Consider the following 24,265-nt stretch of genomic DNA (forward strand, 5'->3'; position numbering starts at 1 on the left):
ACCCCGCACCGCCGCCGGAGAACCCCCCGCTGACCACGGCTGGGCCTCCCCGGGTGGCGACACGGCATGATCCCCCGATTCGATCTGTTCGTCCCCGACGGGGACGAGGCACGGCGCTGGGCGGAGGAGGAACTCTCCAATCCGCGCTACGCCGATGCGAAGCCGACGTGGTTCGACCTGGTCGCACGTGACGTCGGTCGTTTCCTCGCTGATCTGTTCAGCTCGGAGAACGGGGCGAACGTCGGTCCTTCCGCGCTCATCATCGTCACCGTCATCATCGTGGCGGCCCTGATCACGGCACTCGTCATCTGGGGCCGGCCGCGAAACTCGCGCGCCGTCCGCCGCGCGAGAGCCGATCTCCTGGGAGCGAGCGACGACCGTACCGCGGCGCAGCTGCGGTCCGATGCCGAGCGCCGCGCCCGCGAAGGCGACTGGGATTCGGCGACCATCCTCCGATACCGGGCGATCGCCCGCAGCCTGTGGGAGCGCGATCTGATCGATCCGGCTCCCGGCGCCACCGCCCAGTCGATCGCCCGCGACGCGAGCGCGGTGTTCGCAGACGAGGCCGATGCCCTGCGGCGAGCGGCGGGCGCGTTCGACGATGTCCGCTACCTCGAGCGTCAGGCGACCTCGGAGACCTACCGCGAGCTCGCGGAGACGGATGACCGGCTCCGCGCGCGCCGTCCCGAGGCGGTTCCGGCATGAGCGTGATCGAGCAAGAAGCCCCGGTTCCGTCGACGGCGGAACAGCGACCCCGCAGGGCGAAGGCGATCCTGGGCTGGGCGATCGTCGTGGTCCTCGTGCTCCTCGTCTCCTTCGTCGCCCTCCGGGTCGCCGCGACGGCGCCGGCGGAGAACGGTGCGCTCGACCCCGAGGGTCGCGGCGAGGCAGGCACCCTCGCCCTCGCGGAGATCCTTCGCGATCAGGGCGTCGACGTCGACGTCCACCGATCCCGGGCGGAGGCGCGCGCGGCGATCGATGAGGACACGACGCTCGTGATGGCCAATCCCTACACGCTCACCGATGAGGCGCTGGAGACGCTCATGGAACCTGCCGAGCGCGTCGTCTTCCTGTCCACGAGCACGCACCTGCTGAACGTTCTGAGCATCGGGGAGAACGCTCCGGGCACGCTGGCGGCAGCCACACCCGGATGCGACGTCGCCGAGTTCGCAGAGGTCGGGACGATACGCGCCGACCGGCTCTTCTCCCCCGCCGACGGAGTGCAGGCGTGCTTCGCGAACGACGAGGGCGCCGCCGTGCTCGTGGACGATCGGACCAGCACCCGACACGTCGTCGTCGAAGGCACGAGGCTCTTCAGCAACGAGTACCTCACCGAGGACGGGAATGCCGCACTGGCACTCGCTCTCCTCGGTCAGACCGACCGTGTCGTCTGGTACGTGCCCTCCTTCGGTGACTCCGACATCCAGGGCGAGCCGACGCCGACTCTCGGCAGCCTCACCCCGCTCTGGGTCACCCCCGCGATCCTGCTGCTGATGCTGGCGGGTGTCGCCACCGCGATCTGGCGCGGACAGCGCTTCGGCCCCCTGGTCGCCGAGACCCTGCCGGTGACCGTGAGGGCATCCGAGACCATGCACGGACGCGCCCGCCTGACCGCGAAGGCCGCGGATGCGGAGCACGCGGCGGAAGCTCTCCGCGACGGCGCACGGCGACGCCTCGCCCGCCGGCTCGGACTCGCGGTGCAGGCCGGCGCGGACGAGGTCGCCGACGCCGCCTCGGACCGCCTGCAGATCCCGCGCGGATCCCTGCAGGTGCTGCTGTCCGGGCCCCTCCCCACCGACGACGACTCCCTGATCGATCTCGCCAGACGCCTCGACGAGCTCGAATCGGCCGTCGAATCCACACTCCGCTCCGCCAGGGCGACGAGCACCGCCGCAGAACCGTCCACCCATCCCAGAGAAGACGAGGGAACCACGTGACCGTTGAGAATCCTCCCGCCGACGATGCCGCACTTCGTCAGGCGATGCACCGCGTGCGCACCGAGGTCGACAAGGCGGTGGTCGGCCAGGCCGGTACCGTCACGGGCCTCCTGGTGGCGCTGCTCGCTCGGGGGCACGTGCTCCTGGAAGGTGTCCCCGGGGTCGCGAAGACGCTCGTCGTACGCTCGTTCGCACGCGCGCTCGGGCTCGACACCAAGCGGGTCCAGTTCACCCCCGACCTGATGCCCGGCGACGTCACCGGCTCGCTCGTCTACGACGCGCGCACCGGCGAATTCGACTTCCGTGCCGGCCCCGTCTTCACCCACATCCTGCTCGCGGACGAGATCAACAGGACCCCGCCGAAGACGCAGGCGGCGCTGCTGGAGGCGATGGAGGAACGTCAGGTGTCCGCCGACGGTGTCAGCCGCCCGCTGCCCGATCCGTTCCTCGTCGCCGCGACGCAGAACCCGATCGAGCACGAGGGCACCTATTCCCTGCCCGAGGCGCAGTTGGACCGCTTCCTGATGAAGCTCGTTGTCGGCATGCCGGAGCGCGACGCCGAGGTGTCGGTGCTCCGCCGGCACGCGGAGGGCTTCTCCCCGCGCGAGCTGACCGGTGTCGAGGCCGTGGTCTCCGCGGACGAGATCCGTGCCGCACAGCAGGCCGCGTCCGCCGTCGATGTGACCGACGATGTGCTCGGGTACGTCGTGGATCTCGCCAGGGCGACACGTCAGTCCCCCTCCGTTGAACTCGGTGCCAGCCCCCGCGCCTCGACCGGCCTGCTCGCGGCGGCGAAGGCCTGGGCCTGGCTCAACGCCTCCTCGGCCGTCACCCCCGATCATGTGCAGACGATGCTGGTGCCGGTGTGGCGCCATCGCCTGCAGCTGCGGCCCGACGCCCAGATGGAGGGCGTGTCCGCGGATGCGGTGCTCACCTCGGTCGTGCAGCAGACCAGGGTGCCGATCTAGGTGTTCGTCACCGGCCGCCTCGCCGTCGCCATCGCCGTCGGCATCGTCCCCCTCGTCCTCGCAGGGCTCGCGGGCTATCCGGCGTACGCCGTGCTCGGTGCCTGGATCGGTCTGTGCGTCCTGCTGGTCGGACTCGACGTCGCGCTCGCGGCGAACCCCCGCTCGGTCACGGTGAGCCGCCGGGTCCCGAAGCGCGTGCGCATGGGCGAGCCGGTGCCGGTGACCGTGATCGTGCACAATCACGGTGCCAGGACGCTGCATGCGGTGCTCCGCGATGCCTGGCAGCCGACGGCCGGAGCGCCGACGGAACGGCAACATCTGCACATCCCCGCCGGCGAGCGCGGAAGGGTCGCGATCCCGCTCCTCCCCCGCCGGCGCGGGGAGCTGGTCAGCGATTTCGTGATGATCCGCTCGCGCGGCCCACTGGGCCTCGCCGGACGGCAAGCACGACATTCCGTGCGCGGAGCGATCCGGGTGCTGCCCGCGTTCTCGTCCCGCAAGCACCTGCCCTCGCGTCTGGCGAGGCTGCGCGAGCTCGACGGGAACACGAGCATCCAGGTGCGCGGCCAGGGGACCGAGTTCGACTCCCTGCGCGAGTACGTCCGCGGCGACGACGTGCGATCGATCGACTGGCGCGCCACCGCTCGTGCCGGCACGACGATGCTGCGCACCTGGCGGCCCGAGCGCGACCGGCACGTGGTCATCATCATCGACACGGGACGCACCGCCGCGGCGCGGGTGGGCGACGGCACTCGTGTCGACGCCTCGCTCGAAGCCGCGCTGCTGCTGGCGGCGCTCGCCGCCCGTGCCGGAGATCACGTGCATCTGCTCATGTACGACCGTGCGGTGCGCGGCAGGGTGACGGGCGTCGACGGCGCCGCGCTCCTGCCCGCCTTGACCGATGCCATGGCTCCCGTGCACGCCCGCCTGGTCGACACCGACTGGCACGGCGCGTTCGCCGCGGTGCGGACGCTCACCACCCGACCGTCGCTGATCGTCGTCCTCACGGCTCAGGATGCCGCCGAATCCGCCCGCGGTTTCCTCGGGGCCTTCCCGGACGCCTCACGGGCGACCACCGTGCTGGTCGGATCGGTGACCGACGACGGCATCGCCGTCCTTGCCCGTCAGCGTGATTCGCGCGAAGACGTGTACCTCGCCGCGGCGGCCGAGCGGACCCTCCGCGACGCGGAGAACGTCGCCGACGCGATCCGCCGGGCCGGCGGGGAGGCGATCGCCGCCGACCCCGAGGATCTCCCCCCGAGGATCGCCGACCGGTACCTCGAGCTGAAGGCCGCCGGCCGGCTCTGACCCCGTGCGACTCGTCCGACGCGTCCCCTCACGACCGAGCGTGCGGATCGTCTGACGGTCAGCCGACGACGAGGCGCGGGGTACCGGCCTCGTACTCGACGAGATCGCCGGTCTCGCCCTGACGACGGGCTCGGCCGCCGATGACGAGCATGTAGATGAGGAACACCGCGAGCGCGGCGGCGCCGATGCCGATCTTCATCGGCCAGGGCAGAGCCCAGCCGGTGATGAAACCCTCCACGAGCCCCGCGAGGAAGAGCGCGAAGACCAGTCCGAGGGCGACGGTAGCGAGTGCGCGCCCCTCCTCGGCCAGCGCCTCGCCGCGCGAGCGGTGCCCCGGTGCGACCCATGCCCAGAAGACGTGCAGTCCGGCAGCAGCGGCGACGAAGACGCAGGTCATCTCGAGCATGCCGTGCGGCAGGATGTAGAGCACCATGAGGTCGGCCTTGTCGTGCGCGGCCATCACCGCACCCGCGGTCCCGAGCCCCATCGCGTTCTGCACGAGCATGTAGACCGGCCATACGCCGGTGACGCCGAAGAGCACGCACTGCATCGCGATCCAGGCGTTGTTGCTCCAGACCATGCCCATGAAGGTCGCCGCGGAGTTCTCGGTGTAGTAGCCGGTGAAGCTCTCGTCCGCGTACTGCTGGAGCGCATCCGGGGGGCCGAGGGTCGCGACGAGTGCAGGATCGGCGGCGATCCAGGCCGCAGTGCCGACGGCGATGGCGATGAACGAGACCGCGATGACCAGGGTCGTCCAGCGCAGTCGGTACAACGCGGCGGGAAGCTGCAGCCGGAAGAAGCGCCCTGTCTGGGTGAGGATGCTGTCGGAGGCGCCGGTGAGGCGCAGTCTGGCGCGCACCAGGATCGTCGACAGATACGCCCCCTGGGGAGAGTCGCCGACCGAGGTCTTGAGCTCGGCGAGATCCGCGGAGGCTGCCCGATAGCGCATGATCAGCTCATCGACGCCGTCACCGTCGAGGCGGGCGCGGCTGAGTTCATCGAGCCGTGCCCACTCGGCCCGGCGTGCATCAGTCAGCGCATCGGCATCCACCTGATTTACTGTACTCATGTCCGTCCCGATCGCCGCCTCCGACGAGGTGCTCTCCGGTGAAGCCGTCGCGATCGACGTGCAGCCCGTCGGCTTCCTGTTGCGAGCACTCGGCGCCATCATCGACATGCTCCTCGGCTACGGCGTCTTCATCCTCTGGATCTTCCTGCGCATCTGGCTGGTGGATGCCGGCGTGCTCGACGACGCCACGGACAGGATCGCCACGGTCGCGGCGCTCGTCGTGAGCTTCGTGGTGCTGCCGATCACGATCGAGGTCGCGCTGAAGGGCCGCAGCCTCGGCAAGCTCGCCATCGGGGGACGGATCGTGCGCGTGGACGGCGGTGCCGCCGGATTCCGTCACGCGTTCATCCGCGGTCTTCTCGGCGTGCTGGAGATCTACATGACCTTCGGCGGACTCGCCGTGCTCGTCGGCGCGTTCAACGCGCGATCGCAGCGACTGGGCGACCTGGTCGCCGGCACGTACAGCCAGCGGGTCCGCACCCCGGGGCTCGCATCGCACGCACCTCTGCTTCCTCCGTCGCTGGCCGGGTGGGCGCAGATCGCCGACGTGGCGCGTCTGCCCGACCGGCTCGCGCGGCGCATCTCGCAGTTCCTGCAGACCGCGCCGCTCATGGTCCCGTCCGCGCGGGAGCGGGTCGCGTACGACCTGCTCACCGAGGCGACTCCGTTCGTCTCACCGGTCCCTCCCGCCCCGCCGGAGCAGGTGCTCATCGGCATCACGGTGCTCCGTCGCGAGCGCGAGCGGCGAGCGCTCGAGAACATCGACCGCCGGGCCGAACGACTCACGGGTCGCCGCCTCGGCGTCTGAGCACCGCGAGGGACTCGCGCTCAATACCGGTAGTGCTCGAGCTTGTAGGGGCCGCCCACCGGCACTCCGATGTACGCCGCCTGCTCGTCGCTGAGGGTGGTCAGCTGCACGCCCAGGGCATCGAGGTGCAAGCGCGCGACCTTCTCGTCGAGGGCCTTGGGCAGCACGTACACGCCGGTCGGATAGGCCTCGATGTTCGTATAGAGCTCCAGCTGAGCCAGCACCTGGTTCGTGAAGGACGCGCTCATGACGAACGACGGATGACCCGTGGCGTTGCCGAGGTTCATCAGACGCCCCTCGCTGAGTACCAGCACGCTGCGTCCGCTCGGCAGGCGCCATTCGTGCACCTGCGGCTTGATCTCGATCCTCTCCGCGCCGGGGAGGGCCTCGAGCCCCGCCATGTCGATCTCGTTGTCGAAGTGGCCGACGTTGGCGACGACCGCGAGGTGCTTCAGTGCCTGCAGGTGCTCGGTCGTCACCACGTCGCGGTTGCCGGTGCCGGTCACCACGATGTCGACCTCGCCGGCGACATCGATCAGGCGGGCGACCTGGAAGCCGTCCATGGCGGCCTGGAGCGCGCAGATCGGATCGACCTCGCTCACGATCACCCGGGCGCCCTGGCCGCGCAGCGCTTCGGCCGCCCCCTTGCCGACGTCGCCGTAGCCGCACACGAAGGCGACCTTGCCGCCGATGAGCACGTCGGTGGCGCGGTTGAGGCCGTCGGGAAGCGAGTGCCGGATGCCGTACTTGTTGTCGAACTTGCTCTTGGTCACCGAGTCGTTGACGTTGATGGCCGGGAAGAGCAGATCCCCCGCAGTCGCGAGCTCGTACAGGCGGTGCACGCCGGTGGTGGTCTCCTCCGTGACGCCGATGAGTCCGGCCGCGACCTTCGTCCAGCGATCGGGCGTCGCGGCGACCGACCCGCGCAGGAGGTCGAGGACGATCGAGTACTCGGGCGAATCGGCATCCGTCGCGGCGGGAACGACGCCGGCCTTCTCGAACTCGACGCCCCTGTGCACGAGGAGCGTCGCGTCGCCACCGTCGTCGAGGATCAGGTTGGGTCCGTCGAAGCCCGTCGACGACCAGTCGAAGATGCGATCGGTGCAGGCCCAGTACTCCTCGAGCGTCTCGCCCTTCCAGGCGAAGACCGGAACGCCGGCCGGGTCATCCACCGAGCCACCGGGGCCGACCACGACGGCGGCCGCCGCTTCATCCTGCGTGGAGAAGATGTTGCAGCTCGCCCAGCGCACCTGGGCGCCGAGCGCCACGAGCGTCTCGATGAGGACGGCGGTCTGCACGGTCATGTGGAGGGAGCCGGCGATCCTGGCACCCTTCAGCGGCTGCGCTGCACCGAACTCCGACCGGAGCGCCATGAGCCCCGGCATCTCGTTCTCCGCCAGCCGGAGCTGGTGACGGCCGGCTTCGGCGAGGGACAGGTCGGCGACGCGGTACTCGAGCTCAGGCATGCGCTCATTCTTCCACCCCGCCGAATCCGGCCCGCCTGCGTGTCAGAACCGGATCGCATCGATCACCTTCACCCGCAGCGCGACGAGTGCGGGGATGAACCCCGACACCGCGCCGACGATCACCGAGGCGACGAGTCCGACGAGGGCGGCCCGCATCGGGAACGGCGGGATGTCCTGGATCCCGGAGAACATCGAGGTGACGACCCAGTCCGAACGCAGCACCGCGACGACGATCGCGATCCCGATCACACCGGCGACGGTCGTCGCGACCAGGCTCTCGAGGAAGACCGAGAAGAACACGCGTCCGGAACTGGCGCCGAAGGCTCGGCGGACACCGATCTCCCGCACGCGCTGGCGCATCGCGACGAGCTGGATGTTGATCAGGCTGAGCGCCCCGAGCGCGAGGATCAGCGCGGCGATGCCGCCCGTGATCATCTCGAAGGTCGCCTGGACGTCCATCGCCCCCGGCTGCGCCGCCCAGTCCGACCTGCTCACCGTGACCGTCTGCCCTTCGGGGAGGCCCGCGCGAAGGTCCATCGCGAGCACCGGAGCGATCTCATCGACCTGCGCGGTGCCGATCCAGATCTCGTACTGCGTCCAGGCATCCGTCGGCAGCGCGTCGATGCGGGCCCGATAGGCGTCGTAGAGCAGGTCGACGCGCAGCTCCTCGTCGCCGAAGCCCTGACGAGGCGTGATGCCGATCACCTGGTAGGTGCCGCCCGCCGGGCCGCTGAGAGTCACCGTCGGGTGCTGCGAGAGCGGCAGGCGTCCGAGACGATCCCAGAGCGCCTCGGTGATCACCACGGGAGGGGCCAGCGCCTCGACGTCGGAATCCAGGAACCAGCGCCCCTCCAGAAGCTTCTCGCGATGGATCTGCGAGAACGCGGGATCCATCACCCGGGCGGGAACAGGGGTGATCCCCTCGGGCAGCGCCACCTCGATCGACAGGCCCTGGGAGATGCGGGCGGTGTGGCTGAAGTCGAACCTCTCGGACGCACGGCGGAAGCGCTCGTCGAAGTCATCGGCGTCGACCGGGGTGCCGTCGTCGCTGCCGACGGCCACCACGACGGTGGCCGCCCGTCCGCCCCAGCGATCCGACTGCTCGGCCTGGAACTGGCGCTGGTACTCCGATATCGCCACCACCGCGGTGAGCGCCCCCACCGAGACCGCGATCCCGATCAGGCTGAGCAGCACGCGCAGCTTGTGCACGCGGATCTCCGCCCAGGCGTCCGCGAGCGCGCCGAGGAATCCCGTCATGAGACGACCTCCGGCGATGCGGAGGGGACCGAGGCGGCGAGCGTCGACGCCTCGAAGGCGCGACGGAGGTCGGCGGTCTCCAGGTGGCCGGCATCCAGGCGATAGTGGCGGCGTGCCCGGGCAGCGACATGGAGGTCGTGTGTGATGGTGACCAGCGCGGCGTCCGTCTCGGTCGCCACCTCGTCGAGCAGCGACATGACGGATGCGCCGGTGTCGATGTCGAGGGCACCGGTCGGCTCGTCGGCGAGGATCAGGACGGGCTTGCGCACGAGCGCCCTGGCGATGGCCACGCGCTGCTGCTCACCGCCGGAGAGCTTGTCGGCGATCTGATCGACGCGATGCCCGAGCCCCACGCGCTCGAGCATGTCGGCGGCTATCTGCCGGCGGTTCCAGAACATCCGTCCGCGGGCGTGACCCAGGGGCATCATCACGTTGTCGATCGCGGTGCGACCGGGCAGGAGGTTGAACTGCTGGAAGACGAAGCCGACGTTGTCCCCACGCAGACGGTCGAGCCGTCCTGACCTCATCCGCCGCACCTCGCGCCCCTCGAAGGAGACCGAGCCTGACGTCGGCGCATCCAGCATCCCGAGGATGTTGAGCAGGGTCGATTTGCCCGATCCGGAGCGTCCGACGATCGAGACGTGATCGCCGGCGCCGACTTCGAGGGTGATGCCGCGGAGGATCTCCAGTCGGGAGTCGTCGGCCAGCAGGACGCTCTTGGAGACGTCCTCGAGAGCGACCAGACTCACCAGCTCATCCCGCTGTCGCACTGCTCCACGCCCGGGGAGACCTCGTAGCAGAACTCCTCGACCGGAGCGACGAACCCGGGGACGAACTGGCGGATGCTGTCGCCCTCCGCCAGGCCCTCGGTCACCTCGACCGTCACACCGTCGTTGACGCCCAGCTTCACCGCACGCTCCTCGGGCTCGGCCCCGTCGCCGGCATCGACCCAGACTTTCCCCGAACCCGCGCCGCCCTGGACGGCGGTCACCGGGACCACGAGAGCATCGTCGACCTGGCCCAGGGCGAGGTCGATGGTCGCCGGGAGCCCGGCGAACACGGTCTGATCCGCCGGGATGGCGCAGCGGACGTTCGCAGTACCCTCCGCAGTCACCTGTACACCGACGCCGGTGCAGGCGAACGGTGCCGGGCCTCCCGTGATCGTGACCGTCGCCTCGGTCGGCGCGTTCACGAGTCGATAGAGCTGCACCGGGTCGACCGTCGCGAGCAGGTGGTACCGCGCCGGTGTGAGCGTGTACGTCTCGGTGCCGACCGAGGTCGTCTGCCCCTTGACGAGAGCGATCTCCGAGACGTCACCGGCCTCGGGCGCGAGCACGTCGATGTCCTTGCGCGGGTCCTCCTGGCGGATCGTGAAGAGCTTCTGCCCGGCGGCGACGGACGCCCCCTCGCCGACGTGCACGACGAGAACCGTGCCGGTGAGCTCACTGCGCACGGCATACGCCTCGTCGCGCGCGACGTTGCCGCTCAGGCTCAGGGAGTTCACCACCGCGCCGCGCTCGACCACGACGACCGGGTCGGTGATCCCGGCCTCGGGGCTGACGACGGCCTCCGTGCGGTCGGGGAAGAAGGCGATCTTGACGAGTGCGGCAGCGCACACGCCGAAGACCAGCACGAGAAGCAGGGGGAAGATCCAGCGCCGCCAGACGATCACGAGTGCCTTTCCGGCAGCGCCGCCCTGGCACGCCTGCGGTCAGCGTATCCAGAAATCATTTCCAGGTATAGCTTTCCCGACCCGCGTGTCGCGGACAAGCGTTCAGGCGCGGAGAGCCTCGTGCCGTACGACGAGCCACCCCGCGGGCACCGACAGCCGGTCGGCATGCGGCGAGCACAGATCGTGGGCTTGGGGGTCGTTCGCCGCGCCGAGAGGGCCGAGCGCCGCCATCTGATCACCGTAGTCGTAGGTGAGGGTGGCCACGGCTTCGCGCGCGCAGCCGACCTTCGAGCACTGTCGTCCGTCCATCTCCGCCAGAGTACGGTCCCCCGCGCCGGCCCGACGGATGCCGCGCCGCGCAGGCCGGGCACCGCCTAGACTTTCGACATGCCTCGTCGCCGTGCCACCCACACCTCCGCCGCTCCCCGGCGCGGGGCACGACACGGGCGGCACGGACGTCTCGGCCGCAGCGAGGTCGTACGGCCGCCGCTCGCACCGCTCGACGGACGTCTCGACAGATTCGATCTCACGGTCGGCACGGCGGTCGAGTTCCTCCGCGGCACCTGGCCCGAGCTGCAGGAGGTCAGGTTCGAGATCGGGGCGATCCCCGGATTCGACGCTGCCGAAGAGGTTCCGCGGTGGCACCTCGACCGGAAGAACCAGCGCATCGTGCTGTTCCGCCTTCCCATCGAACGCCTGCTTCCCCCCGGCCACGACGATGCCGCGCACCGACGGATGGCGATCGAGAGCGCCGTGTTCCGGGCGGCGGCGGAGTACGTCGGCCGCGAGCCGTGGGATCTCGGCCACGAACACTGACCCTCCGGACGCGGCGAACCGGATTCCGCTCAGGGGTAGACGGTGATCGGCCTCTCGGCTCCCGCGCTCGCGCGCAGCGGCAGAACGGCGACCGCTCCCGGCGCCGACAGCGTCACGGCGGCGTGCACGGGTCCGGTCATCTGGAGTCGATAGGTCGTGCGCGCGGTGACGGCGATCCCCTTCGTCGCGCCGGCGGCGATGACGAGCTCCTGCGGCTGGCCGCCGTCGAGCGGCTCGAGGGTGATCGTCGCGTCTTCCGCCGAGGAGTTCGCCAGCTGCAGTCGGGGCGCCGGGCCCGAGGGCACCGCGAACACGACATCCGTGTCGATCTCCGGCGCGGGAGTCACCCAGGCGAAGTCCGAGTCGAGGCCGAAACCGTCCTGCTGCCGGACCGCGGCCACGACCGGGACGTCGGCGTCGACCTCGACGGTGTAGCGTCCAGGCTCGAGGCCGCTGAGCGAGACCTGCGTCGGCAGGTCCGCCTCGAGCGGAACGCTGAACTCATCGACGACCGCGGCCGTCCCCTCCGCGCGCACCTGCACGCTCACGGCGGCATCCGCGCCCGGTGAGAGCACCCTCAGCACCGCCATCTCCGCATCGTCGCCCGCCGAGACGAAGGACTCCACCCCGGTGAGCACGAGATTCTGCTGCGGGCCCGCGACGGCATCCTGAAGATCGATGCCGGCAGGATCGAGCACGCGGATCAGCGACGACTGGAGCACCGCTCTGACCGGAGCGCCCGCCGCTGTCACCTTCACGACCGGGTTCTCGTTCCCGGCGGCGAACGACGTGAGCGGAAGCGCGACCTGCGACCGGGCCGGCACGACCACGGTCCTGGTGCTGCGTGCGTTCCCGTAGACCATCAGCGTCACGGTGGAGGGGACCTCGGCCGCGTTCGTGAGGATCACGATGTCCTCGGTGCCCGTGCCCGTGCTCCCCCCGACCAGCCACGACTCGAGCCGCGGCGTGCCGCAGGGAAGCGCGGCGTATCCCGCGAGGTCATCGGCGGCGACGGTGATCGACTCCGCACCGGCGATCAGCGGCGCCGAGCGCCCCTCGACCGCGCCGGTGAGCACCTGCGCCTCGCCGGCGCCCTCGAGATCCTGGGCGGGCAGCCCCTCGGATGCCGGGTCGCCGGACGTGCCCCCGATCGTGAGGCTCGCCGATGCCGCGGAACGCATGTCCAGAGGCGCCGACGGGTCGCGCCCGAGCGCACGGAGGTCACCGTTGCAGACGAGGGTGCTGTCACCGGGGAGGGGCGTGACGGCCACCTGCGCCGGATCGTGCCGGACGACCGGCCACGGGGCGTGCACCGCCGTCGCGACGCCGAGAACGCAGGCTGCGGCGACGACGACGCCGGTGACGACGCGGGCGCCGGTCGCGGCGACGCGGAATGCTCGAGTACTGCTCATCGGTCCTGCTCCCTTCCCGGCTCGGTCGGCCGATCGCCGTCGTCCGACGAATCCTCGCCGTCGGATGACGGCGGCGCGACGGTCGGAGGCACGGGTTCGGCGATCGGCGCCAGCGCCGCATCGTCGAGCGCCGGGGCGTCCTGCGGATCGTCGATCGTCCCCACCAGTGGCTCTTCATCCGGCTCCCGGTCCTCCGCATGCCTCGGGAGCACGAGCGGCTCCTCGGGCGCGCGGCCGACGATGCGCGATTGCGCACGGGCCGCACGGCGGGAGGCGCGAGTCGGAATCGACAGCAGGAGCGCCGCGAGCAGCACCATCAGCTGCATGATCATGACGAAACGCGCGCTGCCCTGCTGAGCTGCGGTGAGAGTCGGCGGATCAGCCACCTCGGCCTCGAGGCGCCAGAGCTCCCCTCGATTCGTGGACCCCGCGTGCACGAGACCCGGACGCTGATCGATCGAGGCGACCGCTGCGGTGCGGAGCGTTCGAGCCTGATCGCCTTCGCCGGGCACCTGTGCGACCAGGACGTAGCTGATGCCCTCCGCAGCCAGCTCGCCCGGAGCATCGAAATCGCGAGCCGAGAGGAGGTCGACTGCGAGCGTCGAGATGTCCGCTCCCTGAGGCTCCACCGCTGTCGAGATCATGGTCGACTGCGACCCGAGCGTCTCACTCGCACCCCACACCACCTCGACGGCGAGACCGCCGTCGTTCTGCGGGGTGAGGACGAGAGTCGCGATCGACTGATCCCCTGCGGCCTGCGCCGCGACGTACGCCGGCAATGTCGATTCCGGGCCGTCGGAGAGGACGGAACGACCGGCGTGGAAGGCGGTGAGAGCCGGAATCGCGCAGATCGCGAGAGCGGTCGCTGCGGCGACCGCTGCAACGACCCTCAGTCGCGGCAGCGTGATCGCCGTGTCGAGCGTGACGACCGCGGCACCCAGCAGTCCGATCCACGCGAGGCTGAGCGCGGAGCCCGGCCAGATCGCGACCGGCGTCCCCTGCGTGAAGCTCACCGTCACACCGACGACGAAGAACGCGGTCGCCGCGCCGGCGAGAGCGACGACGAGCAGAGTGATGCCCGCGCGCCACCGTGGCGACACCGCCGCGGCGAGCGCGAGCACGGCGACCGGAGCGCACAGCAGCGGCGCCCAGGCACCGAGCGGTGCCGGGACGAAGTCGGTCCACCCCGCGAGATCGGTCGTCGGGAAGCCGGTGGCGAGCGCGAGGCGACCCGCCGCATCGGCTGCGGCCTGCGGACCAGCCCAGATCAGGCCGGGGTCCCCGAGCAGTGCCAGCGGGGTGCCGTGCGCGAGTTGCCAGAAGACGAGAGGGACGAACAGTGCAGCGGTCGGAACGGGCAGCCAGAGCAGGCGGCCCGCCCCCCGGAACTGCGCGGTGCCGAGCACGATGCCGAGAGCGACGATCCAGAGCAGCGCGAGCGCGGGAGCCAGCGAGGGCGCGCAGGCGATCACGGCGGCGAGCAGGATGGAGGCGCTCCCCGCGGCACCCCAGGAGCGGTGGGCGACGACGGCGGCGTGGAAAAGCCACGGCAGCAGAAGATGCACCAGCACCGCAGCCGGACGCCCCTCGACGAGAGCGGTGAGGAATGTCGGCGCGAGGGCCCACGCGACACCCGCGAAGATCCGCAGCCCCGCGCGATCGGTCACCCGCGTGGCGGCGAACCACCCGCCGAGGACGGCGAGCGGGAGGGCGAGGATCCACAGGAGCACCATGGCGAACGACGGTCCCGCAGGCCACAGGGAGCCCACCACGGCCACGACCGAGGCGAAGGGGTCGGCAGGGCCGACGAGATCGACCGCGATGCCGCGTATCCCCCAGGCTGCATCGTCCCAGAGCGCGGAGACGGTCTGCCGAAGGGGCAGCAGTCCCCCGCCGCCGATCGCCGGCCACGCCAGCAGGGTGGTGAAGGACGCGACGCTGACGACCAGGGCAGCGAGCACGGCCCACGCCCCACCGCCGGAGAAGAAGCGGAGTTCACTGACCGCCCCGCCCTCGCTGCCGTGTCCGTCATCCAGGCGGCGCCGGAGCTCCGATGACGTCACTCGCAGCGGAGCGATGCTCGCCCAGCTGGACGAGCGGAACGCGCGGATCGCGGCCCGCGAGCGTGCGACGGCGCCGATGCGGACCATCGCGGTGAGAGCGGCGCCCCACTCGGGGAACACCGCTTCGGGCCGCTTGCCGATGAGGTGGGTGATGGAGCGCCAGAGCGCGAGAGGGAGCAGGCTGAGCCAGTGGAGCGGCACGGCCGCTGCCGGCGCGTAGGCGAGCCGTCGATGCAGCTGGGCGAGACGCGTGACGTACGCCCGGCGGAATCGTCCCGAGGGCAGGGCCGCGGGACCGCCCGGTGCGGCGGAGATCCGTGCGCTCGGCGCGAGGACGACCCGACCACCGCCCAGTCGGGCGCGCACGCCGAGGTCGAGTCCTTCGTCGGCACCGGCGAGGGCGCGGTCAGGGCGCAGGGCATCGCGCACCTGGCCGCGGATGAGGATGCCGCGCACGTCCGAGCCGAGCGCATCGTCCGTGCGGTCGTGCTGGCCCTGGTCGAGTTCGCCTGCCGCGAGTTCGACGGAACGGCCGAGCCGCGTCATGCTGACGCCGAGCGAGACGATCTCGCGGTCGTTGTCGGTCGCGACGAGTTTGGGGGCGACGATCGCGGCGGAGGGCGAACGCTCCAGCGTCCCGGTCAGGCGCTCCAGCGCTCGCGGGTGCGGGGCCGTGTCCTGGGCGAGCAGCCAGACCGCGGAGCCCTCCTGCACGCGGGGCCGGGCGAGTTCCACGGCCTCGGCGAACGAGGTCGTGGTACGCGCCTCGATGATCCCCTCCACCGTGCTGGCCACCGACTCGCTCTCCCGCAGCGACGAGGCATCACCGCACATGACCAGCGTGACGGCTGCGGCGGGAGCCGTCTGGGATCGTACGGCTTCGAGAGTGCGGAGGAGTTGCGCGCGGGACGAGGATCCGGGGCGCGCGACGATGATGGCGTGAACTCGGGCTGGCATGACGTCGTCAGCCTATGCGCGCGACGGTCGGCGCCGGAGCAGCGGATGCGGCGCGCCCGCGAAGCCATGCGGCTTCGCGGCACTCGCGGCCAGCGGAGGACTCAGCTCGCGCGGCGCTTGAGCTTGCGACGCTCGCGCTCGGAGAGGCCGCCCCAGATCCCGAATCGCTCGTCATTGTTGAGCGCATACTCGAGGCACTCGCCGCGCACATCGCACGACGTGCAGATCCGCTTGGCATCTCTGGTCGAGCCGCCCTTCTCAGGGAAGAACGCCTCGGGATCCGTCTGCGAGCAGAGCGCATCGCTCTGCCAGGCGAGAGCGTTGTCGTCATCGCCGGTGTCGGTGCGCCGAACCCCGGGGACACCGAGGTTGATCGGATCGACGAACCAGTTCTCCGGTACGTCGGAACGGTAACCCGTCATCTCGATCTCCAACCCTGTCTCCGCCCCCCGGCGGGCCGTGCTCATGACTAATTACACCCGTGTCATTCGCTCCGGTCAAGTCGCGGATCGTAAACCCTCAAGCGACTCTTTAAGGTTCTTGGAGGCGCACCGGCGTGTCGCGCACCGACGAACACCCCCGCAGAATCACCGACCAGGCGCGGCGACGAAGACCTCGCCGGCCCCCGCGACGGTGAACGAGGGCTCGTCGGCGCCGACGAACGCCGCGGTGCCGATCGCGACGGCGATCGCCTCCCCGCCGGTCGTGGCGACGGACACCTCGCCGCCGGTCGCGAGCACCATCGTCGGACCCGTGACCTCGCACGTGACGGGAGCGCCGTCGATGACGACGATCCGCCTGAGGGAGAAGTCGGGCACCGGAACCGGGTAGGGCGTGACGGCCTCGTCGCGAGAGGGGCGCAGCACGGGCACCTCTCCCGGAGTGGTGTCGAGGATGGCGAGCAGCTCCGGAACGTCGATGCGCTTGGGGGTGAGTCCCCCACGCAGCACGTTGTCGCTCGCGGCCATGATCTCGACGCCGAGCCCGGACAGGTAGGCGTGGAGCAGACCGGCGCGGAGGAACACCCCCTCGCCCCGGTGCAGCACGACGTGGTTCATGAGCAGCGCGACCACGACTCCGGGGTCGCCCGGGTACGTCTGCGCGACTCCGGCGATCGCACGCAGCGTCGTGCGCCACTCCCCCACGTCCGAGCGAGCGGCGTCCACGACCGCCGCGATGATCTCGTCGACGGCCCGCTGCGCGGTGCCGCCCAGCACCCAGCCGATCACGTCACGCAGCGCGTCACCGTCGGCGGACAGGCGCGCACGCAGCTCGCCGACCCCTTCCGTATCGTCGAGCGTCTCGAGCAGTGCGAGCGAGTCGCGGACGGGACGGAGCCCGCTCAGCGACTCGAAGCGCTCGCTGAGGGCCACGAGGAGTTCGGGCTTGTGGTTGTCATCCCGGTAGTTGCGCTGCGGATCGTCGGCGGCGAGCCCGCTCTCCCGCGCCCAGCCCGCACGGGCCTGCTCGATCGTGGGGTGCACCTGGATCGAGAGCGGACGACCTGCCGCGAGCAGCTTGAGCAGATAGGGCAGCGTCCCGCCGGTGATCTGATCGAGCGTGCCGCCCTCGACGACATCGGCGGGGTCGCCGGGGTGATCCCCGAACCAGACCTCGGCCTCGGGCACACCGGTCGGGGTGCGTCCTTCGAGTGCGGCGAGGAGTGTGTCGGAACCCCAGGCGTAGTCGCGGGGCGTGTTCGTGAGGCTCAGCAGCATGCCTCCCAGCGTAGAGCGCCAGGACATTCAGGGATGCTCGTCGCGCGGCGCGGTAGCCTGAACGCGATGGCCCAGTACACGAAGCATCCGGTGTCCGCCCCGCCCACCGCGCCGGAGCGCGAGTCGACGGGGCACCTGATGCTGCGCGGGTACGTGATCCTCGTGCTCTTCGTCACGTTCGCCCACTCCGCGGTCTACAACCTCCTCGGTCGGGACGGCGCCGCCGTCACTCTGGCCGTCTTCACGCTCGCGACGCTCGGCATCGGCATCCCGATGCTCGCGCGCAACCGTCCGCAGCCCTTCCGCTGGCGGCGTCTGCCGTGGACCGCGCTCGGTTACACGACCCTCGCGCTCGTCTCGGTCGCCTGGTCGCAGTGGCGGGGGCCGACCCTGATCACCTGGATCCTGCTGGCGGCCGTCACGGTGAACGCGCTCTTCATCGCGCACGTGCTCACCTGGCACGAGATCGTGCGGGCACTGTCCTCCGCGTTCAAATGGATCCTCGGGCTCTCCCTGGCGATCGAGCTCTGGGTGTCCCTGGTCCTGCACGGACCGCTGCTGCCGAACTTCGCGGAACTCCCGGAAGGCAAACCCGACCCGCAGTGGTACTGGGTGCGCGACAACCTGTTCGACGGGGGCAGGCTGCAGGGGATCGTGGGCAACGCGAACCTGCTGGCGATGATCTCGCTGTTCGCCCTCATCACCTTCGGCGTACTGTTCGCCGCGCGAGCCCGCTGGAGCACGACCCTCGCGCTCTGGATGCTCCTCGCCGCCTACTTCCTCTTCCGCACGTCGTCCGCGACCGCGCTGGCGTGTGCGGCCGCCGCCGTCGTCGTGCTGGTCGTCGCGCTGCTGATGCGCCGCGCACGCACTCCGGGCGCCCGCACCCGCATCTACGTCGTCGCCATCGGCGGCACCGCGGTCGCCGCTCTCGCCGTCTGGCTGCTCCGCGCCCCCCTGCTCGCGCTCCTCGGGCGCAGCGCGGATCTCACCGGGCGCTCGGACCGGATCTGGGCGAAGGTCCTCACGCGCGCAGGCGAGCACCCGATCTTCGGCAACGGGTTCTCGAGCCCGTGGATCCCGGAGGACCCGGCGTTCTACGAGTGGATCACCGACCACGGCATCACCGTCTTCCACGCGCACAACATGTGGTTGGACGTGCTGCTCCAGCTGGGCGCGGTGGGCGTCGTCCTGATGGCGGTGGCCTACGCGACCCTGTTGTGGCGCTCCTGGTTCTTCGCGATCGATCGCCCGCGATGGGACCTCGACGCCGAGCGGCCGTTCTCCCCGCTGACTCTGCTTCCGAGCCTGTTCACGGTGGTGCTGCTCGTGCAGGGATTCTCGGAGTCGACGCCGATCATGCTGTGGGGCTGGATGCTCGTGGTGCTGTTGTCGTTCAAGCTCAAGTCGGTGCCGCTGGTCGGCGTCGGGGAACGTGACCTGGTGTTCGAACGCGGCGCACGGCAACGGCGGGTGCCGTGACCTCGGTTCGCCCCCTGGTCCCGCTCCTCGGCTCGGTCGAGCTCGCACGCGCGTTCACGCTCGCCGTGCTCACCGCGGTGTTCGGGTCCTACGCGATCCGCCAGATGACGTCGGCCGTCACCCTGGCGACGATCATCGCGGCACTGTGCCTGCTGGGGGCCGCGATCCTCTGGGTCCGTCGCGAGGAGCTCTCACTGCTGCGGATCGCCCCGTCGTCGCTGCTCGCCTTCCTCGGTTGGGCACTCGTGAGCGTGGCCTGGAGCACGGACAAGTCCGACACGCTCCTCGGGTGGATGTCGCTGTTCGGATTCGCTTTCCTGGCGATCACCGTCGGCCACGTCCGCGACACGCTGCAGACGGTGCGTGCGATCGGCGACACGCTGCGCGTTCTGCTGGCCGCCTCGCTCGGCGTCGAGATCCTGTCCGGAGTGCTGCTCGATCTGCCGTTCACATTCCTCGGGATCCAGGGCAACCTCGCGGCGGGCGGTCCGATCCAGGGCATCTTCGGCAGCCGCAACATGCTCGGCTTCATCGCGGTCATCGCGCTGATCACCTTCGTGATCGAATGGCGCACGCAGTCCGTGAAGACGCCTCTCGCCGTGGTCTCGATCGCGCTGGCCGGGTCGCTGGCGGTGCTCTCGTCCTCGCCGACCGTGCTCGTGCTCGCAGGAGCCGTCGGCGTGGTCACCGTGGCTCTCACCATCGTGCGCCATGCACCGCCCGAGCGACGTACGATCGTGCAGTGGATGCTCGGCGTCATCGTCGCGCTCGCCCTCACGGCGGCGTTCGCACTGCGCCATCAGATCATCGCGCTGCTCGACGCAGGATCAGACTTCTCGATCCGCGCGTCGCTGTGGAACACGATCCTCGACTTCGTCGCCGTGAAGCCCGTGCAGGGCTGGGGCTGGTTCGGCGACTGGGCGCGCGGGGAGTACCCGTTCACGTACATCAACTTCCAGTTGGACGACCACCACGGGAGCGCACTGAACGCGTTCTTCGACGTGCTGCTGCAGCTCGGCGCGGCGGGACTCGTGCTGTTCCTCCTGCTGGGCGGCATCGCGCTGATCCGCTCCTGGTTGGTCGCGAGCATGCGCCGCTCGGTCGTCTACGCCTGGACTCCCATCATGCTGGTGACCCTCGCCGTCGACTCGATGTTCGAGAGCTTCACCCTGGTCGGCGCCGGATGGTTCATGCTCGTGCTGTGCGCGCTCCGCGCCGGCCAGTCACGTTCCTGGCGCGAGAACATCGATGCGGCGCAGACGGGCACGATCCCGACGCTGCGCGGGCAGGAGTAGACGGGGTCAACGCACGGTGGGCAGCTTCTGCGCCCAGGCGATCGCGTCGCGCACTCCGTCGTCGACCGAGCGTTCCGCACTCCAGCCGAGCACCTCACGTGCACGGTCCACGATCGCGAAGGCGCCTGCCTGATCGCCGGGGCGGCGATCGGCCTCCACGATCGGAAGCTGCTCCCCGGTGACGCGCACGTAGGCGGCGACCAGCTCGCGAACGGTCACACCGGCCCCCGTGCCCACGTTGATCACCTGGTACGGCTCATCAGGAGTCGCCACCTCGTCGAACCTGCGCACCGCGGCCACGTGCGCCAGGGCGAGGTCCCAGACGTGGATGTAGTCGCGGAGGCCGGAGCCGTCGCGCGTGTTCCAGTCGGTGCCGGTGACGGCGAACGGCTCACCGGACCTGTGCGCCTGCATGATCTTGCCCAGGGCGTGCGACGGTTCGGGATGCTGGAGTCCGGTGCGGAGCTGCGGATCGGCACCGATGGGGTTGAAGTAGCGCAGGGCGATCGCTCGGAACTCCCCGACGGCGGCGGCATCCTTCAGGATCTGCTCGACCATCGCTTTGGTCGTGGCGTACGGACTGGACGGCGCGAGGGCGCCGTCCTCGTCGACGCCGTCGCCCGTCTCGCCGGAGTACACCGCGGCGGAGGAGCTGAAGACGATCCGCGAGATGCCCGCCTCGCGCAGTCGCCTCAACAGCACGATGGTCTTGCCGACGTTCGCGTCGTAGTAGCCGAGCGGATCGGTGACGGACTCCGACACGACGATGCGTGCGGCGCAGTGCACGACCGCATCGATGTCGGGATGCTCGGTGAGAAGCCGGTCGAGCACGTCGGCATCCGCGATGTCGCCGACGTACAGATCGCGCCCCTCGCCGAAAGCACGCAGGCCCGTGGACAGGTCGTCGAGGATGACCACTTCGAGCCCGGCTTCGATGCATGCCGTCGCGACGGTCGACCCGATGTAGCCGGCGCCGCCGGTGATCAATACCTTCATCGCAGCCAGTCTAGCCACCGGACCTCCGACCACCTGGTGAGCCTCTCCGCTGATCCGAAGCTCGCGGACGGTAGGCTACTCACTGCTCGTCACGTCCCGCATCGTCCCCGACGGTGGCCCGCGGCGACGATGCCACCGATCCCCTGACCTGGCAAGCGATCTTCGAGGAGAAGGCATGACCGCGGCGCCCGCTGCATTCGATCCGACGGCTGCGACGATCGTCGTCGTCACCTTCAACCGGTCGCATCTGCTCACCGGACTCCTCACCAGCATCACCGCGATGGACCCGAAGCCCGGACGGGTCGTGATCATCGACAACGCCTCCTCCGATGACACGACCGACGTCGTGGAGTCGTTCCGCGACGCCATCGGCACCGAGATCGTCTACCGCCGCCTGGAGACGAACACCGGCGGTTCCGGCGGCTTCAGCGAGGGCATGCGCACGGCGTACGAACTCGGATCCGAATGGATCTGGATGATGGACGACGACGTCGAGGTGCTTCCGGACGGGCTTGCGAAGATGGGCAAGTGGGCACCTCGCTTCCGGAGCATCCAGGGCCGGCGGTACGACTACGACGGCAGCGAGTTCTACTGGCAGTACCGCATCGCGGAGCGCATGGGCATCCCGATCCCGTTCGCACCGTCGGGTTTCGACGAGTCCGGGTACAAGGAGATGAACAGCGGGTGCTTCGAGGGGATGTTCATCCATCGCTCGATCGTCACGCAGATCGGCCTCCCCGACCACCGTTTCTTCATCTACTGGGACGACCAGATGTACGGCTGGCTCGCCTCACGCAAGACCACGGCCGTCATCGTCGACGAGTTCGTGCTGCGCCGCACACGCGAGATCAAGCAGTGGGACATGGGCATCCGCCACATGAACGCCTCGAGCAACGCCTACCGCTTCTACATCATGCGCAATCGCGCATATATCAAGAACTACTACCGCAGGCACGGCGTCTACAACCCGATCCTGTTCGGTCTCGGAACGTCGATGACGTTCGCGAAGGAACTCATCCGACTGGTCTTCGTTGAGCGCACCGTCCGCGGGACGAGCAACCTCTTCCGTGGCCTGCGGGAGGGCGGCAGACTCGGTCGCGACCGTTCCTGGCAGCCGATGGCCCCGCTGGAGGCATGATCCCATGAGCGAGCAGCAGCCGGACCTTCAGTGGGCGCCCATCCCGCCCAAGCCGAGCAACCGTGGACGCATCTGGCTCATCATCGGTCTGATCGTCGCCTTCGTCGTCATCGTCGGGGTCCTGGTGTTCTTCCTCATCCCGCGTGGGGCGGCGCCGACGCCCGATCCCTCCGCGACCGCGACCTCGACCCCGTCGGCGACCCCCTCCTCGACGTCGACGCCGACACCGACACCGACGTCGACCGCACCGTCGACACCGGATCCCACGCCGTCGACGGTGCCCTCACCCCCGCCGCCTGCCGATCCTGACGTCGCCGGCTTCCGGGATCAGATGTCGCCGCTGCTCGACGACGCCGAGACCGGACTGGGCTTCGTCGCCGACGCGAGCAGCTCCGACGAGGTCAGATCGATCGTCGAACAGCTCCAGATCGACGCGCAGCGGATGTCCGAAGCGGTCCCGCCGTCATCGATCGACGCGAAGTGGCGTGATGCCGTGAGCGCATACGGCGGCCGACTCGACGCGCTGCGCTCCGCCGGAACCGGCTCCGGGACGGCCCTCGACGCCGCCCGACGCAGCCTCGACGAGCTTCGCGGGGTCCTCGGCTCCTAGGCGGGATCAGCGCGCGGAAGGCGCGGGCTGGCGACCCGACGAAGGACGCGGGCTAGCGAGCCGAGTACAACCGCGCGGCGAGCTCGGCCTTGCGCAGACCGAACTCCTGCGCCCGGGCCGGGAAGTCGACGTTCCTCGTCGGCGCGGGGATCATGCCGGCGTCCGCGTCGTCGTCCTCGGCGGGCTCCCAGCTCGTCCATCCCGTACCGAGCTCCTGGAGCGACGCGTGTTTGATGTCGTAGTACCCGGGTCGCGCGTCGACCACCGTGCCGCTCGCCCCGGCCGCTGCGGCCAGCAGGTGGAAGTGGAAGCGCGTCGTCAACCAGCGCTGACCCTCGCGGGCGGGGAATCCCTCATCCCAGATCCGCATGAACGGGAAGAAGGGCGCCGAATCCGCCACGAACGGCGCCGCACGGCGGAAGTCCTCCGGCGGGATGCCCTCGACGAATCCGACCTCGCTCACGCTCTCCTGCGCTGACATGAACTGCTCGACCGAGCGCTCCAGACGCGCGTCCTGGCGGGTGTCTTCCACGTCTCCCTGGACGAGGACCATCGTGGCGGGCAGTCCCTCAGACGGCGCGTAGATCGGACGCTCGTTCGCGAAGGCGAGGAACGCGTCGTCGAGACCGTGGATCACGCCGAACGTCCGTGCGCTCTCGCCATCGCGTGCCTCGACGTAATCGAATTCACGCAGTCGGTCACGCAGCCAGTCGAACGTGGGCCCGTCGTGCGGGAGCAGTCCCTGGCCCGTCGCGAAGATCGGTACGCCGTAGTCCTCCTTGAGCGTGACCATGGCTTCGACGACGCCGAAGTTCTCCGGCCAGATGGAGTTCATGTAGCCGCCGCCGAGGAGGTGGATCGAGCCCATCCCGCGAAGGTCGCGGAGCCCGAGGTCGTACCGGGGGGATCCGAGATCGCGGATCAGAGCGCGCATCCGGGCGGCGGCCGCCTCATGGTCGTCGGACGGTCCGGTGTGGGTCGCGTGCCACAGCGTGTTCGTCGTCTTCAGACGTGGATGCGTGTTCCGGAACAGATGGGACGCACGACCGGGCTCGATGGTGTCGAGCCAGACCTCGCGATTCGGCTGATGCTCTGCCAGCCAGTCGAGCCAGGCGCGTGTGATGAACTCGTCGCCGAAATTGGGCTGTCCCCCTGCCGAGACGAGATACACAGGGGGTTGGGGCTGTCCGAAGATCTCGTCGCCGACGCGACGGATCGTGCGTGCAGCGCGCGCAGGAAGAGACGACACCAGGAGCGCTCCTCTGGTCGGGAGGGGGGACGACGCGGCCGGGT

Annotated in this window: 22 protein-coding genes; 10 read left to right on the forward strand and 12 right to left on the reverse strand. The window is 70.1% G+C overall.

Annotation, left to right across the window (positions count from 1 at the left end; all coding sequences use genetic code 11):
• Positions 1 to 66 precede the first annotated feature (66 nt).
• The 4 genes from CQ042_RS09180 to CQ042_RS09195 are packed head-to-tail and all read left to right on the forward strand — an operon-like array spanning position 67 to position 4,213.
• The gene (locus CQ042_RS09180; RefSeq protein WP_105670179.1) at positions 67 to 705 is read left to right on the forward strand and encodes a DUF4129 domain-containing protein; all 639 of its coding nucleotides are present in this window, start codon (positions 67 to 69) and stop codon (positions 703 to 705) included.
• On the forward strand, positions 702 to 1,937 hold the full coding sequence (locus CQ042_RS09185) for a DUF4350 domain-containing protein (protein WP_105670180.1): 1,236 nt from the start codon (positions 702 to 704) through the stop codon (positions 1,935 to 1,937). The genes CQ042_RS09180 and CQ042_RS09185 overlap by 4 nt, the downstream gene beginning before the upstream one ends.
• Before the next feature lie 44 nt (positions 1,938 to 1,981).
• Positions 1,982 to 2,905 (forward strand): MoxR family ATPase, encoded by a 924-nt coding sequence (locus tag CQ042_RS09190; protein ID WP_258132209.1) that lies wholly within the window; start codon positions 1,982 to 1,984, stop codon positions 2,903 to 2,905.
• Positions 2,906 to 4,213, forward strand: coding sequence for a DUF58 domain-containing protein (locus tag CQ042_RS09195; protein ID WP_105670182.1), 1,308 nt, complete (start codon positions 2,906 to 2,908; stop codon positions 4,211 to 4,213).
• A gap of 58 nt (positions 4,214 to 4,271) precedes the next feature.
• Here CQ042_RS09195 and CQ042_RS09200 read toward each other — a convergent pair whose 3' ends face one another.
• Positions 4,272 to 5,264, reverse strand: a complete 993-nt coding sequence (locus CQ042_RS09200) for a stage II sporulation protein M (RefSeq protein ID WP_105670183.1) — start codon at positions 5,262 to 5,264, stop codon at positions 4,272 to 4,274.
• Between the two features lie 16 nt (positions 5,265 to 5,280).
• Here CQ042_RS09200 and CQ042_RS09205 point away from each other — a divergent pair, with 16 nt between their 5' ends.
• On the forward strand, positions 5,281 to 6,090 hold the full coding sequence (locus tag CQ042_RS09205) for an RDD family protein (RefSeq protein ID WP_105670184.1): 810 nt from the start codon (positions 5,281 to 5,283) through the stop codon (positions 6,088 to 6,090).
• Between the two features lie 20 nt (positions 6,091 to 6,110).
• Here the strand turns inward: CQ042_RS09205 and ahcY are convergent, their stop codons facing one another.
• The 5 genes from ahcY to CQ042_RS09230 all read right to left on the reverse strand — a co-directional run bounded on the left by ahcY (position 6,111) and on the right by CQ042_RS09230 (position 10,794).
• Positions 6,111 to 7,556, reverse strand: a complete 1,446-nt coding sequence (gene ahcY / locus CQ042_RS09210) for an adenosylhomocysteinase (protein WP_105670185.1) — start codon at positions 7,554 to 7,556, stop codon at positions 6,111 to 6,113.
• A 42-nt stretch (positions 7,557 to 7,598) separates the two neighbouring features.
• Complete coding sequence (locus tag CQ042_RS09215) at positions 7,599 to 8,813, reverse strand: ABC transporter permease (RefSeq protein WP_105670186.1); 1,215 nt, start codon at positions 8,811 to 8,813, stop codon at positions 7,599 to 7,601.
• The gene (locus CQ042_RS09220) at positions 8,810 to 9,562 is read right to left on the reverse strand and encodes an ABC transporter ATP-binding protein (protein WP_258132174.1); all 753 of its coding nucleotides are present in this window, start codon (positions 9,560 to 9,562) and stop codon (positions 8,810 to 8,812) included. The genes CQ042_RS09215 and CQ042_RS09220 overlap by 4 nt, the downstream gene beginning before the upstream one ends.
• The gene (locus CQ042_RS09225) at positions 9,559 to 10,485 is read right to left on the reverse strand and encodes an efflux RND transporter periplasmic adaptor subunit (RefSeq protein ID WP_105670188.1); all 927 of its coding nucleotides are present in this window, start codon (positions 10,483 to 10,485) and stop codon (positions 9,559 to 9,561) included. Before CQ042_RS09225 ends, CQ042_RS09220 begins: the two co-directional genes overlap by 4 nt.
• Before the next feature lie 102 nt (positions 10,486 to 10,587).
• Positions 10,588 to 10,794, reverse strand: a complete 207-nt coding sequence (locus CQ042_RS09230) for a DUF3499 family protein (RefSeq protein ID WP_105670189.1) — start codon at positions 10,792 to 10,794, stop codon at positions 10,588 to 10,590.
• Between the two features lie 78 nt (positions 10,795 to 10,872).
• Here CQ042_RS09230 and CQ042_RS09235 point away from each other — a divergent pair, with 78 nt between their 5' ends.
• Positions 10,873 to 11,301 (forward strand): hypothetical protein, encoded by a 429-nt coding sequence (locus CQ042_RS09235; RefSeq protein WP_105670190.1) that lies wholly within the window; start codon positions 10,873 to 10,875, stop codon positions 11,299 to 11,301.
• 29 nt (positions 11,302 to 11,330) lie between these two features.
• On the opposite strand, the gene CQ042_RS09240 is transcribed toward CQ042_RS09235, so the two are convergent.
• From CQ042_RS09240 to manA, 4 genes are all read right to left on the reverse strand, one after another.
• The gene (locus tag CQ042_RS09240; protein ID WP_105670191.1) at positions 11,331 to 12,713 is read right to left on the reverse strand and encodes a DUF5719 family protein; all 1,383 of its coding nucleotides are present in this window, start codon (positions 12,711 to 12,713) and stop codon (positions 11,331 to 11,333) included.
• On the reverse strand, positions 12,710 to 15,733 hold the full coding sequence (locus tag CQ042_RS09245) for a glycosyltransferase (protein WP_105670192.1): 3,024 nt from the start codon (positions 15,731 to 15,733) through the stop codon (positions 12,710 to 12,712). The genes CQ042_RS09240 and CQ042_RS09245 overlap by 4 nt, the downstream gene beginning before the upstream one ends.
• A gap of 101 nt (positions 15,734 to 15,834) precedes the next feature.
• Positions 15,835 to 16,155, reverse strand: a complete 321-nt coding sequence (locus CQ042_RS09250; protein WP_105670319.1) for a WhiB family transcriptional regulator — start codon at positions 16,153 to 16,155, stop codon at positions 15,835 to 15,837.
• A gap of 165 nt (positions 16,156 to 16,320) precedes the next feature.
• Complete coding sequence (gene manA, locus CQ042_RS09255; protein ID WP_374954465.1) at positions 16,321 to 17,478, reverse strand: mannose-6-phosphate isomerase, class I; 1,158 nt, start codon at positions 17,476 to 17,478, stop codon at positions 16,321 to 16,323.
• 39 nt (positions 17,479 to 17,517) lie between these two features.
• Here manA and CQ042_RS09260 point away from each other — a divergent pair, with 39 nt between their 5' ends.
• Positions 17,518 to 18,933, forward strand: a complete 1,416-nt coding sequence (locus CQ042_RS09260) for an O-antigen ligase (RefSeq protein WP_105670320.1) — start codon at positions 17,518 to 17,520, stop codon at positions 18,931 to 18,933.
• Positions 18,930 to 20,228 (forward strand): O-antigen ligase, encoded by a 1,299-nt coding sequence (locus CQ042_RS09265; RefSeq protein ID WP_105670194.1) that lies wholly within the window; start codon positions 18,930 to 18,932, stop codon positions 20,226 to 20,228. Before CQ042_RS09260 ends, CQ042_RS09265 begins: the two co-directional genes overlap by 4 nt.
• 6 nt (positions 20,229 to 20,234) lie before the next feature.
• On the opposite strand, the gene galE is transcribed toward CQ042_RS09265, so the two are convergent.
• Positions 20,235 to 21,224: a UDP-glucose 4-epimerase GalE gene (gene galE / locus CQ042_RS09270; RefSeq protein ID WP_105670195.1), complete on the reverse strand. Its 990-nt coding sequence runs from the start codon at positions 21,222 to 21,224 to the stop codon at positions 20,235 to 20,237.
• Positions 21,225 to 21,399: 175 nt separating this feature from the next.
• Here galE and CQ042_RS09275 point away from each other — a divergent pair, with 175 nt between their 5' ends.
• Both CQ042_RS09275 and CQ042_RS09280 read left to right on the forward strand, forming a co-directional pair.
• Positions 21,400 to 22,362 carry a glycosyltransferase family 2 protein gene (locus CQ042_RS09275; RefSeq protein WP_105670196.1) on the forward strand — a complete coding sequence of 321 codons (963 nt, stop codon included), beginning with the start codon at positions 21,400 to 21,402 and terminating at the stop codon, positions 22,360 to 22,362.
• 4 nt (positions 22,363 to 22,366) lie between these two features.
• Complete coding sequence (locus CQ042_RS09280) at positions 22,367 to 22,972, forward strand: hypothetical protein (protein ID WP_105670197.1); 606 nt, start codon at positions 22,367 to 22,369, stop codon at positions 22,970 to 22,972.
• A gap of 52 nt (positions 22,973 to 23,024) precedes the next feature.
• On the opposite strand, the gene CQ042_RS09285 is transcribed toward CQ042_RS09280, so the two are convergent.
• A complete protein-coding gene (locus CQ042_RS09285; RefSeq protein ID WP_181157511.1) occupies positions 23,025 to 24,221 on the reverse strand; it encodes a polysaccharide pyruvyl transferase family protein in 1,197 nt (398 codons plus the stop codon).
• Positions 24,222 to 24,265: the final 44 nt, after the last annotated feature.

This window comes from Microbacterium sp. MYb62, assembly GCF_002979475.1.
In the GTDB taxonomy this organism is placed as follows: domain Bacteria; phylum Actinomycetota; class Actinomycetes; order Actinomycetales; family Microbacteriaceae; genus Microbacterium.

Excerpts from the sequence above, each read along its gene's own strand:
- CQ042_RS09180 (WP_105670179.1), top strand. The coding sequence starts at position 67 with ATGATCCCCCGATTCGATCTGTTCGTCCCCGACGGGGACGAGGCACGG.
- CQ042_RS09185 (WP_105670180.1), top strand. The coding sequence starts at position 702 with ATGAGCGTGATCGAGCAAGAAGCCCCGGTTCCGTCGACGGCGGAACAG.
- CQ042_RS09190 (WP_258132209.1), top strand. The coding sequence starts at position 1,982 with ATGCACCGCGTGCGCACCGAGGTCGACAAGGCGGTGGTCGGCCAGGCC.
- CQ042_RS09205 (WP_105670184.1), top strand. The coding sequence starts at position 5,281 with ATGTCCGTCCCGATCGCCGCCTCCGACGAGGTGCTCTCCGGTGAAGCC.
- ahcY (WP_105670185.1), bottom strand. The coding sequence starts at position 7,556 with ATGCCTGAGCTCGAGTACCGCGTCGCCGACCTGTCCCTCGCCGAAGCC.
- CQ042_RS09215 (WP_105670186.1), bottom strand. The coding sequence starts at position 8,813 with ATGACGGGATTCCTCGGCGCGCTCGCGGACGCCTGGGCGGAGATCCGC.
- CQ042_RS09230 (WP_105670189.1), bottom strand. The coding sequence starts at position 10,794 with ATGGACGGACGACAGTGCTCGAAGGTCGGCTGCGCGCGCGAAGCCGTG.
- CQ042_RS09235 (WP_105670190.1), top strand. The coding sequence starts at position 10,873 with ATGCCTCGTCGCCGTGCCACCCACACCTCCGCCGCTCCCCGGCGCGGG.
- CQ042_RS09240 (WP_105670191.1), bottom strand. The coding sequence starts at position 12,713 with ATGAGCAGTACTCGAGCATTCCGCGTCGCCGCGACCGGCGCCCGCGTC.
- CQ042_RS09245 (WP_105670192.1), bottom strand. The coding sequence starts at position 15,733 with ATGCCAGCCCGAGTTCACGCCATCATCGTCGCGCGCCCCGGATCCTCG.
- CQ042_RS09250 (WP_105670319.1), bottom strand. The coding sequence starts at position 16,155 with ATGACGGGTTACCGTTCCGACGTACCGGAGAACTGGTTCGTCGATCCG.
- manA (WP_374954465.1), bottom strand. The coding sequence starts at position 17,478 with ATGTCCTGGCGCTCTACGCTGGGAGGCATGCTGCTGAGCCTCACGAAC.
- CQ042_RS09260 (WP_105670320.1), top strand. The coding sequence starts at position 17,518 with ATGGCCCAGTACACGAAGCATCCGGTGTCCGCCCCGCCCACCGCGCCG.
- galE (WP_105670195.1), bottom strand. The coding sequence starts at position 21,224 with ATGAAGGTATTGATCACCGGCGGCGCCGGCTACATCGGGTCGACCGTC.
- CQ042_RS09275 (WP_105670196.1), top strand. The coding sequence starts at position 21,400 with ATGACCGCGGCGCCCGCTGCATTCGATCCGACGGCTGCGACGATCGTC.
- CQ042_RS09280 (WP_105670197.1), top strand. The coding sequence starts at position 22,367 with ATGAGCGAGCAGCAGCCGGACCTTCAGTGGGCGCCCATCCCGCCCAAG.